Below are 17685 nucleotides of genomic sequence, written 5' to 3' on the forward strand. Positions count from 1 at the left end.
ACACCTGATCAGCAACGGCCTGCGCCGTTGCTGATTTTTGCGTTTGTGCTGTTCACCGCCGCGCCGACAGCGTCATGTGAACTTTGCATGACAGAAGTTCAGTCGTGTCCCTCGCCAACCGCCTAATCCTCATACGTGAGCCTGTCCTGCTCTCTGCGTAATAACAAAGAAGGAAGATTCCCGATGGTCCGCTGCAAATCACCGGTCAACCTGAAAGCCCCCGAGACCGTCCTGCGTCTCAAGCCTTTGGCCCATGCCATTGCCTTATTGATGGTGGCGGGTAACGCCCAGGCAGCCACGGCGTTCAGTTCCGGCTGGTTTGCCGACAAGGGCGCGTCCCAGGCGGCCACGGCAGCGCGTACCGGTGCCGGCCAGGTGCCGGGGATTCCTTCATTGAACCAGCAGGCGCGGGTCAAGCAGCAGTTGGCGCGCTCCATCAGTACCTTGAACACCAGTGTCGCGGCCATTGCGGCCCAGCAGGCCGCGCAAGCGGCAGGGCGCCAGGCGGCGTTCGGTCAGGTCTCGGCGATTCCCGATGGCCTGGGCAAGGGCGGCCTGCAGGTCGACAACAGCCTGACCCAGGGTTGGACCCACGCCAAGAACCCGACCCAGAGCCAGTCCGGCGGCAAGACCACGGTGACCATCGAGCAGACCGCCGACAAGGCGATCCTCAACTGGGAGACGTTCAACGTCGGGCGCAACACCACCGTGGACTTCCAGCAGCATGCCAGTTGGGCGGTGCTCAACCGCGTCAACGATCCCAATGCGCGCCCCAGTGAGATCCAGGGCCAGATCAACGGCGCCGGTACGGTGATGATCATGAACCGCAACGGCGTGGTGTTCGGCGGCACCAGCCAGGTCAACGTGCGCAACCTGGTGGCGGCCGCCGCGAACATCACCGACGAGCAGTTCACCCAACGCGGCCTCTACGTCGATGCCAACGGCACCCAGCCGACCTTGACCGATGCGGCAGGCAAGGTTCAGGTGCAGCGCGGTGCGTTGATCCAGACCCACAATCCGGCCACCTCCACCGACGCCGGCGGCTATGCCTTGCTGCTCGGTACCGAAGTGGAAAACGCCGGCACCGTCATCACCGCCAAGGGCCAGACCACCCTGGCCGCCGGCGACAGTTTCTACATCCGCAAGGGTGTCGGCACCACGGGCAACGACCGCTCCACCACGCGTGGCAATGAGGTGGCGACCAGCCTCAACCCTGGCAGCAGCGCAGGTAAAGTCACCAACAGCGGCCTGATCATGGCCTCCACCGGCGATATCACCCTCACCGGCCACCAGGTGCAGCAAAACGGCGTGGCGCTGGCCAGCACCTCGGTGGACACTCGCGGCACAATTCATCTGCTCAACGCTGCCAGCGACAGCACCGGTAACGTGACCCTGGGCGAGGGCAGCACCACCGCGATCTTGCTGGACGCCAGTGGCAGCACCGCCTTCAACAGCCAGAAAGACAACGGGCTGGTCAAACTCGACGGAACACCCGTCAACCTGATCACCGGTCGGTTCAACCACCTCAGCGCCGTGGCTGACCGTACCGACCAATCACGCGTCGAGATCGTCAGCGGTGGCTCCGTGGACTTCCAGAAGGGTTCGATCACCCTGGCCACCGGCGGCCAGGTGGCGGTCAGCGCTACCGGGCGCAGCCTGGTGCGCGATGGCGCGATGATCGACGTCTCAGGCGCGGTCGGCGTCAAGGTGTCGATGGCATCCAACACAATCAAGATCAACGTGCAGGGTAACGAGCAGCGCGATGCTCCGGTGAACCGTGACGGCGGGCAACTGATCAACAACGATGTGTGGGTCGACCTGCGCGAGCTGGTGTTTGTACCGGCAGGCACCAACGGTTACGCGACGGATCGCTGGTACACCGCCGGCGGCTTGCTGGAAGTGGGCGGTTACCTCGGTACTCAAGGACATTCGGTCGGCGAATGGATGGCCCAGGGCGGCACGGTGACCTTTACCGGCAAGGATGTGGTCACTCAGACGGGCGCGCAGATCAACCTGTCCGGCGGCACCGTGGACGTGCAGGCCGGTTACATCCAGCAGACCTGGCTCAAGGGGCCCAATGGCCGCTTGTATGAATTGTCCAAGGCGCCCGGCGACATTCTCTATTCGGGGTTCTACAAGGGCTATGAAGACACCAGCGCGCGCTGGGGCCAGACCGAGTATTACTACAACCCGCTGATCGCGCCGCAACGCCGCTACGAGGCCGGCTACACCGTAGGCCGCGACGCCGGCAAACTGGTGGTCGGCACCACCAGTGCGGTGTTGGAAGGTCAGTTGATCAGTGATGTGTTCCAGGGCGATCGGCAGACCCAGGCGCCCAACATCAACCTCGACGGCTACCAGCAATCCAAGAAGGCCATGGCCCAGCGGGCGCAGTTGATCATCGGCCAGTACATTCCGATCTACAACAAGACCACCGGCACGCTGCGCTATGCCCTGAGCGGCACCGCCGACCAGGTGCTGATCGATAGCAATACCCGGAAAATCGCCGATGGCCTGGACCTCACCACGGCGCTGCCAGCCGATCGCCAGGGCCAGATGGTGCTCGACAGCGACCCGCTCAACGGTTACCAACTGGGCGCGATCAAGGTGGGCGCCAAGCAGCAGATCACGGTGAATGGTGCGCTCAAGGTGGCAGACGGCGGCGACATCACCTTGTTCGGGCCGGGGGTCGATATCAACGCCAATCTCACCGCCCGGGGGGGCAGTATCAACGCGGGCAACATCCTCACTCAGGTCAACCTCAACGCGGGCAACACCGTCGGCGATGTGATCCTCGCGGGCAGCGGACGGGTCGATGTGGCGACAGGCGTCAAGCTGGACGCCGCCGGACGCTGGAACAACCTGGCGCTGGACCCGAGCCTTGGTGAAGGCGTGGCCTATGTGAACGGCGGCAAGGTGTCGCTGCGCAGCACCGGCAACCTGAACCTGGCGTCAGGCAGCGTGGTGGAGGCGTCTTCCGGCGCCACGCTCGGCGTGGATGGCAAGCTCATCGGCGGCAAGGGCGGTGACGTGACCTTGGGGGCACTGGGCAGCCTGGGGCTGGAGGGCGAGATTCGCGGTTATGGTGTCAATGGCGGCGGCACCCTGGCGTTGCAGGCCCGCAAGGTACAGATCGGCAACAGCACCGGGGCGCCTGACGCCGGCACCGTGCAACTGGCGCAAGACTTCTTCAACAAGGGCTTCTCGGCCTATGACATCACCGGCAACGAGGGCCTGCTGGTCACTGATGGCACCCAGGTGGATGTCACCACGCCGGTGTATCGCCTTGGCGAGCAGACGTCCGCTGCGCCAACGGGAGGCGACCCTGCCACGGTATTGGAGCGCTGGACCCCTGCGCTGTATCAGCAAGACGCTGCCAAAGGCGTGCTGACCCAGCGCCGTGGCGCCAGCCTGAGCCTGACTGCCGGTCGGCAGGAATCCACGGCGGCCGAACTGGCTACCACGGCCCTGACAGTGGGCCGGGGCGCGGTGATCAACGTCGACCCGGGCCAGAGCATCAACCTGCGCAGCGTCGGCCAGTTGACGGTCAACGGCACGCTCAATGCCTGGGGCGGCAGCGTCAATCTGGGAGGCCTGACCGCTGTCGGTTCCGAGGTGGCCAATGCCGCCGGGCATAACCGCTCGATCTGGGTCGGCGACCACGCGGTGATCGATGTGGCAGCCCGTGCGATCAGTGCCGCGGACAATCGCGGGCGCCTCTACGGCCAGGTCGGCCAGGGTGGCAGGATCAGCCTCGGCGGCGAAATTGACCTGGCCACCGGCATTGCCAAGGCCAGCGACCTGTTTGTGGTGGTGCGCGACGGCGCGCGCCTGGACGCTTCCGGTGCCCAGGCGATGCTCGACATTCCGGGCCAGGGCCGGGTGCAGGTGGCCAGCAATGGCGGCAGCATCAGCGTTGCGTCCAACAATGGCCTGTATCTGGATGGCAGCTTGGTCGCCCGGGCCGGCGGTGCCGCGGCGGCGGGCGGCAGTTTATCGCTGGCACTGGAAACGCCTTACTACCTCAAGGCGGCGGTCACCGACCCGATGCTCAAGGTGCGTGAACTGGTGCTCAGCCAGTCCCATCAAGCCAGCCCCCTCCCGGACACCCTCGAGTACGGCCATGGCCGCCTCGGTGTGGACCAGGTCACCACCGGCGGCTTTGATAACCTGGCCTTGCTCAGCAACGGCGTGTTGAGCTTCGACGGTGATGTGTCGCTGAACATGGGGCAAAGCCTGCGCCTGTACAGCGGCGCCATGGGCCTTGCCGAAAACGCCGCCGCCAACGCTCGCATCAACCTGTCTGCGCCTTATCTGCTGCTGGCCGGCATCCTTGCGCCGCTGGACCCCAGCAAGGACCAGTACCTGCATCCGGTGCTGGCGTCCAACCTGTCGCAACGTGCCAGCCAGGCGCTGTTCCAGGCCAGTGGCAATCTGATCGACGTGCGCGGCAATGTGCTGTTCGGCAACCAGAGTGACCTGACGCTGAGCGATGCCAGCAAGCAGAGCATCGATCGCCGTGGCTTCGATGATGTGCAGTTGAGCAGCCAGGGTGACCTGCGCTTCCTGGCCGGTGCCGGGGCGGACGTGATCGCGCAGGGCATCAGTACTCAGTTGATGACCAAAGGCGATATGACGCTGCGCGCCGCGCAGTTGTACCCGGCGACGGACGTTGGCGCACGGGTGCTGGCCGGTTTTATCGATGCCTTCTCTGGCTTCAAGTACGACCCGACCCGTACCTTGACGATCGCGCGCACGGGGACTGCTGATGCCGCCATGCCGTACTCGGCGTTTGGCCGCTTGCAACTGGGCGGCCCGACGATCAAGCAGGGCGGGGTGGTGCGTGCGCCCCTGGGCCTGATCGAAATCGGCAACCTCGGGGCCAGCCGCGTCGAGTTGCTGCCCGGCAGCCTGACCTCGGTGAGTGGCAAGGGATTGGTGTTGCCCTACGGCGGCACGGTAGACGGCCAGGTCTACAAATACAACGGCAAGACTGTGACGTTCCTTGGGCAGGGGGCGTTGCCTAACGCGAACGGCAGCCTGAATGTCGGGATGGTCCTGGGTGGCGAATCGGTGGTGGTGCAGCCTGACGCTACCGTGGACCTTTCCGGTGGCGGCGAGCTGCTTGGGGCCGGGTTTATTTCCGGGCGCGGCGGATCTACCGATGCGCGCTACAACCCCCTGGTGCAATTCGGGGCAACCGGCGGTTTTGTGTTGCCGGGGCTGGGCACCAACCCGGTCTACGCGATTGTGCCGGGCGCGCAACCGGGCTATGCCCCGGTGGGGCCGGAGGGCGGGGCGACCGACCCGTTGATTGGCCAGCAGATCACGATCGGTGCCGGTGTGCCGGGGCTGACAGCGGGCACCTACACCTTGATGCCGTCCACTTATGCCCTGATGCCGGGGGCCTTCCGCCTGGAAATCAACGGCTTGGCGGGGCTCGGCAGCGAAGGCACGACCCAGTTGCTGCGCAACGGCTCATGGTCCACTGCGGGGCGCTTGTCCATCGCCAATACCGGCATCGGCAACAGTACGGCGAGCCAGGTGATCCTCACCGCCGCCGACACCCTGCGCCGATATTCCCAATACAACGAGACCCGTTATGCGCAATTCGCCGTGGCCGACGCGGCCCGCCTCGGGGTGCCGCGTGCGCTGTTGCCGGTGGATGCCAAGACCCTGCAACTGAACCTCAGCCCGGGGGCGGGTGCCAATGCCTTTTCGTTCAAGGGTATCGGTCGCTTCGAGGCCGCCGACGGCGGTTACGGTGGCACCGTGGCGTTGACCAATGGCAACAGGAGCACGGGCAAGGACATTGAGATCGTCGCGGCAGGCAAGGGCGCAACCCCGGGTTTCAGCGGCATCAGCGTCGAGGCCGAGAGCCTCAACGCGCTCGGCGCGGCGCGTCTGTTGATCGGTGGCCTGACCGTGGTGACCTACGGTCAGGGCGGCAACTACATCAACCTGGCCAACGGAGCCTTGAGCAACATCAACCTGCGCGAAGGCGCGAACCTGGCGGCGCCGGAAGTGTTGCTGGTGTCCTCTACCGGCAAGATAACCGTCGAACAGGGGGCCTCGATCAACACCATCGGTCGCGGCAAGGCCAGTTATGACGCACGTGACGGCTTTGTGTACAGCATGCCCAATATGCTGGCGGTGTCCAACGGCCTGCTCAACGTGGTCGCAGCAACGCCGATGGCGGGTGTGACTAGCGGCGGGATCGAGCTGGGGGCTTGCACTGGCACGCTGTGCAGCGGCCAGACCGCTTTGTATTCCGAAGGCACACTCGTTGCCTTGACCGACAGCACCCTGCAGATGGGGGCGGACGTGCGTTATGGCACCCGTCACCTGAACCTGGGCGTATCCAGCATCAACGTCGGCAGCCCCGGAGCCTTGGCCGCCGCCGCTGCCGGCAATCGCCTGCCGGCGGGCATGACCCTCACCCAGCAAGTCCTGGAGCGCCTGCTGCGGGGGGACACCCAATTTGGCGCGCCGGCCCTGGAAACCCTGCAACTGTCGGCACGCGACAGCTTCAACTTCTATGGCACCACGACCCTGGACACTTATGACTCGGCGACCGGCAAGTCGATGCTGAGCAACCTGATGCTGTCCACGCCGGCTATTTATGGTGCGGGCGGCGCCAACGATGTAGCCACCATCCATACCGCCAACCTGATCTGGCAGGGGGCCGCGACACCGCCCGTGGCGGCAGTGACTGACGGTGCCGGCAGCGGCAGCGGGCGCCTGGATATCCATGCCGAGCGCATCGAGTTCGGCTATGGGGATTTTGCCCAGCCAAGCACCACCCAGTCCTTTGACCGCCTGGCCCTGGGCTTTGCCAACGTCAACCTGAACGCCAGCCAGCGCATCACCGCCAACCATAAGGGCAGCCTCTCGGTGTATCAGCGTCAGGGCGCCTATGACGCGATCAAGGGCTTTGCCTACAACGGCGGCAACCTGAATATCCTCACACCGTTGATGAGCGGTGAAGCCGGCTCAGTCAACCGGATCACAGCCGGTGGCGCGATTAATGTGCGCGCCTCGGCGGGTCCGGTGGGCGAGGCGAAGGGCATTGGCGGCGAGTTGTCTTTGCAGGGCGACAGCATCCGCCTGGCCAGCGCGGTGGTATTGCCCAGCGGCAAGCTCACCCTGGGCGCCCGTGGCGACGTGGTGTTGACTGATGCGGCATTGATCGATGTGGCCGGCCGGGCCATTGCTTTCAACGACCTGACTAAATACAGCGCTGGCGGCGAGGTCCTGCTGGAAAGCCGTGCGGGCAACGTGCTGCAGGCGGTCGGTTCGACCATCGACCTGTCGGCGCAGCACAACCAGGCGGGCCGGCTGCGGGTGGTGGCCGTAGAGGGCGCGGCGGGCACCGTCGACCTGGCGGGCAGGATCGTCGCTGGCAGCAGCGGCGACTACGATGCCGGCGGTACGCGGGTGCCTTACCTGGCGGGCGCGGTGGAGATCCAGGCCCAGCGGCTGGGCACAAGCGGCACATTGAATGAACAGTTCGCCGCCCTCAATCAACGCCTCAATCAAGGCCAGGTGTATGGCTCGCGCAGCTTTCAGCTCAAGCAAGGCGATCTGATCATCGGCAGCGATGTGAAGGCCAACAGCGTCAACGTTTCGCTAGACAATGGCAGCCTGCGCGTTACCGGCCTGGTAGACGCCAGCGGCGAGCGCGTCGGCAGCATCAACCTGGCCGCCAGGAACGGCCTGGTCCTGGACGGTACGGCGGTGCTCGATGCCCATGGCACGCAAGTGCGCGTGGACAGTTATGGCAAGGTCATCGACGCGCCGAACCGCGCCACCGTTGTGCTCGGCTCCGGCCAGGGCCAGTTGACCCTGGCCGATGGCGTGCGCATCGACCTGCGCCATGGCACGGGGGCAGGGGCCGGTAATGACGGACGCAGTCTCGGCACCCTGGAGCTCAACGCGCCCCGTCTGGGCGGCAATGACATTGCCATCGATGCCAGTGGGCGCCTGACCATCACCGGCGCACGTTCCATCGCGCTCAATGGCATGGTCACCTACGACGATGCCCCGACCAGGACCGATGCCACCCCGAACGGACGTCCGTACCAGGCGATCGACCAAGCCTACCTCGACGGCAAGCACGCACTGAGCACGGCGTTCATCAATGCTGCGCTCGGCAATACCAACCTGCTGCAGAACAAACTGGCAGGCCTGAATAACGCCACCTACGGCGATGTTTTCCACCTGCGGCCTGGTGTGGAGATTATCAGCAAGACGCCCGACGGCGACCTGGTGGTACAGGGCGACCTGGATTTGTCCGGCTATCGCTACGCCAGCCTCAAGTCGACCCAACCTACCGAGGCCGGCAGCCTGACCCTGCGCGCCGGTGGCGACTTGAATATCTACGGCAGCATCAACGACGGCTTTGCGCCGCCGCCGCAAACCGATGATGACAATGGCTGGGTCCTGCGTGCAGGTATCGACTACACCGGCGGCACGGTGGTGGTGCCGGGCAGTGGTGTGACCCTGGCGGATGGCACCCTGTTTCCAGGCGGCGTGACGCTCAATTTCGATGTGCCGACGCAGCCGCTGTTCCTGCCTGCTGGCACGCGGTTGCCCGTCGCGGCAACGCTCAGCCAGTCCTTGGTGCTGCCTGCCGGGACGGTGTTGGCCGCCGACGTGCGGGACGCATCGGGCAATGTGCTGTTCGCCGCGGGCACGCTGCTGGTTCAGAGCCAGACCCTCGCCGCCGGCAGCACGCTGGACGCCGGCACCTTGTTGGGCAGTGCGGCCAACGTCAACGGGCTGATCTGGCCCAAGGGAGTGCCTTTGGCTACCAGCCTCAAGCTGGCAGGCAGTAAAGTCTTGCCCCGTGGCGCGCTGTTGCCGTCGGGTACCGATGTCAAGTTGCCGGACGGTGCGGCGTCGGTACAGCTGCGTGTCGCCGATGCCGGTCGCCAGGGCAAGAACTGGGCGATTGCGCCGATGCTGGAGGAAGGCTCGCAAGCGTGGTCGATTCGGCTGGTGGCCGGCGCGGACACCGGCGCGGCGGACAGTCGCCTGCTGCAACCGCACCCGGTCACCGGCAACCTTCGGTTGGCCGACAGTCACTATGGGATGTACGGGCAGGGTGCGCTGGTCTGGACCGAGCAGGGCTCTTTGGATGTCTATGGCGACAACAGCATGGTGGGCAAGCCCATCGATGTGAATGATGGCTACGCCTACCCCGGCATTTGTGACGATATGCCGGAATACTGCTCGTCCGAGGGCGATGCCTACACCTTGCTGGCGGGCGGCAGTACGCGTTTCAGTGTCATCCGCACCGGCGCTGCGGACTTGGATTTGCTGGCAGCCGGCAACCTGAGCATGGAGTCGTTGTACGGTGTCTACACCGCCGGCAGCTCCTCCACGGGCACCTCGGCTGGCGACCCGTATAACCTCAAGCGTGCCCTTGGCGGCAATGGCAAGGTCCTGGGTAACGTCGGCGGTAACGAAAAGTGGGTCAACGGTGGCCCCGACAGCCTGTACCGCGCCTGGTACCCGGACACGGGCGGCAATGTGCTGGTCAAAGTGGGGGGCGACCTGACAGGCAATATCACCAGCCCTGCGCAGAATGGCGTTGCGCGTCCTGTGCCTGTCGACCTGGGGCTGGATTCAGCCAATGTCGGCAATTGGCTGTGGCGACAGGGTAATAACCTGGAGGGTAGCCAGGCACAAGCGACCGCCTGGTGGATCAATTTCGGTTCTTACGTCGCTAACGTGCGTTCGGACCAGATGGTCGGTTTTACCGGGTTCGGCACCCTGGGTGGCGGCAACCTCACGGTTGATGTGGGGGGCAATGCGGGAATCATCAGTGCGCTGTCGTCAACCGCCCAGAACGTCAGCCCACGCAGCCAAGGCCTCGTTCTGGCGGTCGGCGGTACAGGGCGGGTCGCGGCCGATGGCAGTGTGCAACTGAGCGGTGGTGGCGACTTGAACCTGCGGGTGGGCGATGCGCTGAACCCCGCCAGTCAGGTCACCGTCGATCACCTCAATGGCTCGTTGGTGAACCTGCGCGGCCACGTACAGGTGACGGGCGGCAGTCTGGGCAGCCTGACCTTGCGTTATGGCAACCAGTCCAGGGACCAGAGCCCCAGCGAAGTGCGCGCCTACGACCCGCTGCGCTCCACCTCGGCCATGGCGGCCGGCGGCTTGAGCCTGCTGCCAGGGGATTCGACCTTCAGCCTGGCTACCCGGGGCGACCTGGTCCTCCAGGATGTCGCCGATCCAGGCCGCGTACCGCAGATGAATGCCTTGGCCTACGCAAAGGAAGGCGTCAACGGGGTAAGACAGAGCTGGTTCAGCCTGTGGACCGACCGTACGGCAGTCGATCTGTTCTCCTCCGGCGGTAACCTCACACCACTGACCCAGACGCTGGAAACCGATATGGCGGCGGTCTACCCCGCCACATTGCGTGCGGTCGCCGCCAGCGGCAGCCTGTACTACGGCCGTGCGTCGACGAGTAACCCGAATGTGCCGCAGCCATTGCAGGCGCTGGTGCTGGCACCGTCGGCCAACGGTCAACTGGAATTGCTGGCGGGCGATTCGATCTACGGCGGCGACTTGACCATCAGCCGTTCCAGCGCAAGTCCGCAAAGCCTGGCGACGATCCAGCGTCCGGCGTTCCTGGGCTTCATCAACAGCTTGCCGGTCGCAGGCAGCGGCAATCTTTCCAGTGATGGCAACATCGCACGCCTGGGGCTTCACCCGCTGTTCGCGTTTGGCCCTGACACCGCGAGCATGGCATGGGGCGGCGCCTTGGAACCGGCGCGTTTCTATGCGCTCAGCGGTGACCTGCTGGGGGTCAACAGTGGACGGGCGCTCAGTCTCTATGGGGCAAACGATCCACGCTTCGGTCAGACCTACTACGAAGGTGCAGGCCCGGTCTGGATGCTCGCCGGGCGCGATATCGTCAGCAGCGGCACCCGCTTGAATGGTGCCCTTGGCGGGGACGTGAGCACCGGTGAATACACGTTCACCGGTAACCTGTTCGTGCACACGGGGGCGACTGATATCTCCATTGCCAGCGCCGGGCGCGACATCCTCTACAGCAGTTTCAATGTCGCGGGCCCCGGGACCCTTGAGCTGACGGCCGGGCGCACTATCCAGATGGACGATCAGGTGGGCGTGAACAGTCTGGGCGCCGTGGCGGCCGGCGACAACCGAGCGGGTGCCAGCATCGTCCTGCAAGCCGGTATCGGGCCCAAGGGGCCGGACTACCGTCGGTTTGTCGAGGCTTACTTGAACCCCGCCAACCTGGCGCTGCCGGGTGAGTCGATCCAGGGCAGCAAGGTCGCCAAGACCTACGAGAGAGAATTGCTCGCCTGGCTGGTCGAGCGCTTCGGGTTTACCGCAGACGCCGAACAGGCCCACACTTACTACGCGGCGCTCCCCGCCGAGCAACAACGGGTGTTCGCCCGCGACGTGTACTTCGCCGAGCTCAAGGCCGCCGGCCGTGAGTACAACACCGCTGGCAGCGTGCGCCAGGGCAGCTACCTGCGTGGCCGCGCGGCGATTGCGGCGCTGTTCCCGGACAAGGACGTGGCCGGCAACCCAATCACCTACAAAGGCGACATCACGATGTTCGGTGGCGCGGGTGTGCACACCAACTTCGGGGGTTCCATCCAGATGCTCACGCCGGGCGGCAGCCAGACCTTCGGTATCGAAGGCGCGGCGCCACCGTCGACGGCGGGGGTGATCACCCAGGGCGCGGGGGATATCCAGCTGTATTCCCTGGGCAGCATCCTGCTGGGCCAGAGCCGCATCATGACCACCTTCGGCGGCTCGATCATGGGCTGGACCAGCGAAGGCGACATCAACGCCGGGCGCGGTTCCAAGACCACCGTGGTGTACACGCCGCCCAAGCGTGTGTATGACAACTGGGGCAACGTCGGCCTGTCGCCGTCGGTGCCGAGTACCGGTGCGGGGATCGCCACGCTCAACCCGATCCCGGAAGTGCCGGCGGGGGACATCGACCTGATCGCACCGCTGGGCACCATCGATGCCGGCGAGGCGGGCATTCGTGTGTCCGGCAACGTCAACATTGCCGCCTTGCGCGTGGTGAACGCGGCGAATATCCAGAGCCAGGGCAAGTCGTCCGGGGTGCCGGTGTCTGCTGCGGTCAACACCAACGCCATGACGTCGGCCAGCGCGGCCGGTGCGGCGGCGTCCCAGGCCGCGCAAGACGCGGCGCGCAGCCAGCAGGCGGCCGCCAAACAGGGCAGGCCGTCGATCATGACCGTGGAAGTGTTGAGCCTGGGCACCGAACCGTTGCCGCAGGAGCCTGCGCCGGCGCAGAAAACCTCCGGCTACAACCCCAACAGCCCGGTGCAGGTGCTGGGCGCCGGGCCGCTGAGCGAACAGGCGCGAGCGCGGCTGACGGATGAGGAGCGCAAGCAGATCAGTTTGTAAGGCTTTGGAAGGGACCTCTCGATGTACCGTTCGGGGCGATCAATGATCGCCCCTTTTTTTGCGCCGGTTACGGGTTGTCCTTGAGGGTCTTGAACGACTCGATGCGTTTGATCAGCCGCGTATTTTTCGCCGAGTCGGCATTGCCGAACAGGAACGAGAAGTCCGACGCCAGCCCGGATTTGCCGGCAATCGCCGCGTACTGGTGGCAGTCATTGCAGTTGTCTGTCTGCACGTAGGTTTCCATCGTGGTGTTGGCGACCACGACACTCTGGTCGCTGACAAACGGCCCATAGGACAGCGGCACCTTCACGTTCGGCCCAGGGCCTGGATCGTTGGGGGCGTTGGGTGTCTTGGACCACAGCACGTTCACCAGTTTGTAGTACTGGAACACCGACTGGCCCTGGGTCTGCTGGGCGAAGGTCTGCTGCACCGCCGTGTTCAGCGCCTGCATGTCCTGGGGCGTGGCGTTGAGCCGGGTGGCCTGCACCGGCTGGTCCAGGGGCGTGCAGTCGGGCGGCGTGTGGGTGGCGTCGCACTGCACGCGGGCGACGTTTGGCGCGCAGGCATCGCCGGTGCACTCGGGGTTGTTGAAGCTGTAGCCCTGGGGTGGGACGGCGCCGCCATCGGGCACGTTGTCGATCTGCTCGAAGGTGGTCCAGATGAAGTTCGGCTGGGTCTGGGTCTTGTTGATGATATGCAGCCCTACCAGGCCTATCACTTCCTGGGTGCATTGCAGCGTGTCCGGGCGTTGCAGCCAGGCCACGGTGGTCAGGTAGCGCCCGTACAGGTCGGGCTTGTTGGTGAGCACGCGCCAGGCCGCCTTGAGTTCCAGGGCACCCAGTTCCTCCTGGGGCAGCGCCTTGGCCGGCAGCTCGCGCACCGGCTTGCCGGCCGGCAGTGACAGGCCGGCGGGGTGTCGGTTGTCGCTGTTTTGCGCCACGATCAGCTGGTTGGCGGCGTCGTACAAACCGTTGTCGACGATGTAGTCGAACTCGGCCTTGCCCACCTTGCGCTCGAAAAACACCAGGTTGCCCGACTGGTCCGTGAGCCAGCCGCCGGACGCTTCCATGATCGAATCCGGCAGGGTCACCTGGGTGCCGCTGGACAGGTGGAAGCGGTGCTTGCGGTTGATCGCGCTTTCCGAGGTGGCGGTGATGAATTTACGCGCCCCCGTGGCAAACGCCTTGAGGTTGCCGGTGGCGGTGCAATGGGACGGCACCAGGGTTTCCACGCCCCAGCCGGACGGCTTGGCCGCGCCGGGCAGGAAGATTTCGCTGGCATCCTTGTAGCTGGCCCACACCGGGGCATTGCTCATCGGTTGGCCGGGGGGGGGCGGCACGCCGAACTGGGCCGCGCTGCTTTGGGTGTCCGGCTCACCGGCCAGGCTTGGGTTGGCCGGCCAGCCGGGATTGACCGGCCAGTTCATGGCGATGAACAACTGCCAGCCGAAACAATTGAGAAAAGCCTGCTCGGTTCCGAAATTGTTCACCGGCAGGAAGCCGCCGCTGGTGGGATCGAACACCAGCTGGCTGACGCAGCTCTGGGCGTCCGAGGCGGCATTGGCCGGTGTGGGGGCCAGCAGTGGGAGAAGGGTGCAGGTGATTGCGCAGGCAATACGCAAGCGTGCCCGGCGCAGCGGGCGAAGCCATCCGTTCATGATCGCATTCCTTGCTCAAGACTCAAGGGGCGGCCGCCCAGGCCAGGCATGGGCGGCCGGGAGGCACTCAGGCGCTGGGCACCAGGGCCAGGCCGCTTTCCCAGGGGTGCTCGGAGGCACTCGGGTTGGCCGCTTCGCTGGGGTTCAGCGCACGCACACTGACCAGCCCCGGCGCCGCGTTGCTGCTGACGGTGATGGTCATGATGTAGCCCTGGGTGCCGCCGCCGTCGGTCTGGCCGGGAATCGCCGAGGCATCCGGCAGGAACTGCGTGACCTGGGCCGTGATGCCCGGGTTGGAGAACTGCACCCGTGCATCCGCCGCCGTGGTGTTCGGGTCGGCGCCTTGTACCACCAATACGAACTGGCCTGAGCTGCCGGGGGCAAAGCTGGCCGGCAAGTCGCTGGGGGATTGGCCGTAGAACAGGTCAATCGGCAGCAACTGCACGGGCCAGGGTTGCGCATCGGTGGTGTTGGCCGCCACGCAGGCACACTCCTTGGGCTGGGCCGTGAGCGGCGCAGGGGTCACGCTGAGGGCCACGTTCAGTTCGTTGGCGATCACCCACACGTAGTCGATCGGCGTGCCGTTGATGGTGATCTCATTGATCGAGAACCCCGCGCTGGCCGGCACCTCGAAGACCGCCTGGAGAATCTGGTCGGAGTTGTTCGGGCCGGTGCCGGCGGTGCCACGGGTAACGCGCCAGTAGCTGCTGACATCCTGGCCTTGCGGGCCTTTCCAGGTGCTGAAGGACTTGGGTTGCTGCAGGTACAGGCCGATAGGGTTGGTCAACGAGATCAGGTTGTTGACCGCCGCCTGGTTCGCGGAGAACCCGATATGCGGGTCGGAGTTGCGGTAGTTCTGCCCGTATTGCGCGCAGCAGATCAGGCTCTGCTGGTTCTGGCTGCTGGTGAGTGGCCGCAGGATGGTGGCCGCCGCCGCCAGGTAGATCTCGGCACTCAGGGTATTGGGGCCGGAAGTCAGGTGCATCGCGCCGCCCGACACGCCCGGTATGCGCACGGTGCCGCTATTCCATTTGTTCACGGTGTCGTAGGCGGGCTGGCCGGTGGTGGGGTCGAGTACCGGTTCGCCGGCCTTGCCGGTCGGGCCGTCGGCGGTGTAGCGCAGGTACAGGTCTTCGAGTTTCACCTGCGGGTCGACATACGCCTGGTACAGGCCCAGCACGGCACCCGGGTCGATGTTCCACATGGTCAGGAAATACGCCGGGTTCTCGCTGGTGAACATGATGCTGCGCATGTTGCCGTCGGGGTCGCGGGTGATCGACCATTCGCAGTATTCGTCCAGCCAGCCCCGTGGGCCCGAGGGCGAAAAGTCGGCGTAGGGGCCGTTCCAGTTGATGGATTTGCACAGCACGCTGGGGATCTGCAATTGGGTGGCCTTGGGGTCCGGGTACAGCGAATAGAGGGTGTCGTTGAGGGTGATCTGGCCGTGGTCGGTCAGTTGCATCACCTGGTCCAGGGTCATGGCCTTGCCGCCCAGTTGCGGGACCACGGCAGCGCCCTCGTTATAGAAAAACGTCCACAGCCGATTGGGGAAGGGCTGCCAGGTGATGGTCTTTGGCGTCAGCGTGCCGTAGCCGCTCTCCAGCGGGTTGTAATAGCCCGAGCGCGGTGCATCGTTGAGGTTAGACCAGGGGTTGCCGATGATCGACATCTGGGTCCAGCCGGTGACGTTGTTGTTCCAGTCGGTTTCGAACGTCGGCAGCTGGTCCTCCAGGCCCAGCTTGTTGTAGTCCTTGGGCGCTTGTTCGGCGGGGGAGGTGAATTGGGTGAAGGGTGTGCTCATGTCGGTTCTCCAGCATCAGTGTTGGTGGAGCAGCAACCGGCGCCCGGAGCGGGGCCGGCAGAGGTTTGGCGCGGGTCGTCCCACACCAGTTCGGCGATAAAGCCAGGCAGCGGCGCGTATGCATCGGCCGTCAATACCTGGCCACTATCGGAGTGGGTCACGACCAGCGATAACTGCGCTGTGTCGGTCGGTTTGAGCTTGAGTACCCGGGCATTGCGCGCAGCGTTCAGCGCCCGCGACACGCCCTGGGTGACGCAGCGGCCCTTGTCGTCGACCAGGCCCATGCCGATGCGGCTGAAGCGCCCGACGTAATGCGGGTTATCGGCGCGGGCGTGTTGCGCGGTGGCGTCGGGCTGGTTGAGGAAGACGTCGATCAGGTAGGTGTCGTGGGTGCAGCGCACATGGTCGAACACCACCCACGGACCGCTGCCTGCCGCCTGCGGCTGACGGCAGCACACAGCCTTGGCCGCGCCGAACTGCGGGGCGACTGGCGTGCCATAGTCGTAGCCGATGTGCCGGCTGTCCTGGGCCATGTCGCCGAGGGTGGTGTAGCGCCAGGCATCGGCGCTGGTGAAGGTCACGTCATCGGCCTGATGCCCGGCGAAGGGTTGCAAAAGGCATTGGGTGGTGTACTGCGCCGCCGGGTTGGCGCGGATCCAGACCTCCAGCATGCGGTCGATGTTGGCGTGATAGGAGCAGAATACCGGGTCGAAGGCGGTGTAGGCGTTGTCGGCCATGTCGCCGCCGATCCAGCCGTGATAGTTGTCGTGGGGCTGCTCGTAGAGTCCGTCGAAATTCAGCGCACGGTTGGGGTAGAGGTTGTCCGGTTGCGGCGGGTCGAAGGCCGTGATGTTGGCCCACGGATAGCCTGGCACACCCTGGGGCTGGCTGAAGGTGGTGAACGCCAGCGCATCGACCACCTGCTGCTGGAAGATCCGGCTCATGCCATACAGCTGGGTGCGCTCGAATCGAAAGGCCTCGCCCTGGGTGTAGAACAGCGGATTGCGCTGCACGTACAGGCAGTCGACACCCTCGACCGGCGCGGTGGCGCAGACCTTGGAGCAGCCATCCTTGGCCGCCGCATAACGCAACGGGTTACGCCGCACCTCACCGGTATGCGGGTGCACGTAGGTTTCATCGAGGAACGCCTGGGGCAAGCCGGCCTGGGGGCTGCCGTCGACACTGGCGTCTGCGGCCATCCAGTCCCAGTAGGGGATCGCGCAGTCGATCAGCGCTTCCAGGTACAGCAGGTAAGCGCGGTGCCACAGGGCGAAGGCTTCCTGGTAATGCAGGCACCAGTTGGTGTGGATGTAGGCATAGCGCTGCCAGGGCGAGCCGCTGTCGGGGTCGCCGATGTGCATTACGTCATCCAGCTTGGCGCGGTACAGGTTCAGTGCTTCGGGGCTCAGGGAGCGGATGTCCTGGCGCACACGCTTGACCGGGTGTGGCAATGCCGGTGGCGGAATGCGCTCGGCCAGGTCAAACGGCGAGATGCTGTCCAGGCGCCAACCCTGGTTGACCCAAAGGCGGAAGGTTTCCAGGGCATCCATCGGCCAGAACTGTTGCTGATCGGTGGTCAGCGGCATGTTGCGCGAGGCCAGGTGCTGGTAGATGGTTTGCGACCAGGTCTTGACCGAGGCCGGGTCTTCCAGGAACACCTCGTAGGCGTTCATGCAACCGACCCAGGTGGCGGCGACGGCGGCGCGCTGGGCGGCGGGTATCCAGTAGGGGGCGCTGAACAGCGCCTTGATATCACCGGTCCATGTCGGTTTCGCGACTATCATAAGATCCCTCTCATGCC

Annotated in this window: 4 protein-coding genes; 1 reads left to right on the plus strand and 3 read right to left on the minus strand. The window is 65.2% G+C overall.

Features of this window, described 5'->3' with window-relative positions; all coding sequences use genetic code 11:
- The first annotated feature begins 183 nt into the window (after positions 1-183).
- Positions 184-12426, plus strand: a complete 12243-nt coding sequence (locus tag BMX59_RS24320) for a filamentous hemagglutinin family protein (protein WP_093126631.1) — start codon at positions 184-186, stop codon at positions 12424-12426.
- 67 nt (positions 12427-12493) lie between these two features.
- Here the strand turns inward: BMX59_RS24320 and BMX59_RS24325 are convergent, their stop codons facing one another.
- The 3 genes from BMX59_RS24325 to BMX59_RS24335 form a co-directional block, all read right to left on the minus strand.
- Positions 12494-14083, minus strand: a complete 1590-nt coding sequence (locus BMX59_RS24325) for a hypothetical protein (RefSeq protein WP_093126634.1) — start codon at positions 14081-14083, stop codon at positions 12494-12496.
- Positions 14084-14150: 67 nt separating this feature from the next.
- Positions 14151-15884, minus strand: coding sequence for a hypothetical protein (locus tag BMX59_RS24330; RefSeq protein WP_092245876.1), 1734 nt, complete (start codon positions 15882-15884; stop codon positions 14151-14153).
- The gene (locus BMX59_RS24335; protein WP_093126637.1) at positions 15881-17668 is read right to left on the minus strand and encodes a tyrosinase family protein; all 1788 of its coding nucleotides are present in this window, start codon (positions 17666-17668) and stop codon (positions 15881-15883) included. The genes BMX59_RS24330 and BMX59_RS24335 overlap by 4 nt, the downstream gene beginning before the upstream one ends.
- Positions 17669-17685 lie beyond the last annotated feature (17 nt).

Origin of the sequence: Pseudomonas sp. NFR09 (assembly GCF_900111535.1) — a bacterium.
Lineage (GTDB): Bacteria > Pseudomonadota > Gammaproteobacteria > Pseudomonadales > Pseudomonadaceae > Aquipseudomonas > Aquipseudomonas extremorientalis.

Excerpts from the sequence above, each read along its gene's own strand:
- BMX59_RS24320 (WP_093126631.1), top strand. The coding sequence starts at position 184 with ATGGTCCGCTGCAAATCACCGGTCAACCTGAAAGCCCCCGAGACCGTC.
- BMX59_RS24325 (WP_093126634.1), bottom strand. The coding sequence starts at position 14,083 with ATGAACGGATGGCTTCGCCCGCTGCGCCGGGCACGCTTGCGTATTGCC.
- BMX59_RS24330 (WP_092245876.1), bottom strand. The coding sequence starts at position 15,884 with ATGAGCACACCCTTCACCCAATTCACCTCCCCCGCCGAACAAGCGCCC.
- BMX59_RS24335 (WP_093126637.1), bottom strand. The coding sequence starts at position 17,668 with ATGATAGTCGCGAAACCGACATGGACCGGTGATATCAAGGCGCTGTTC.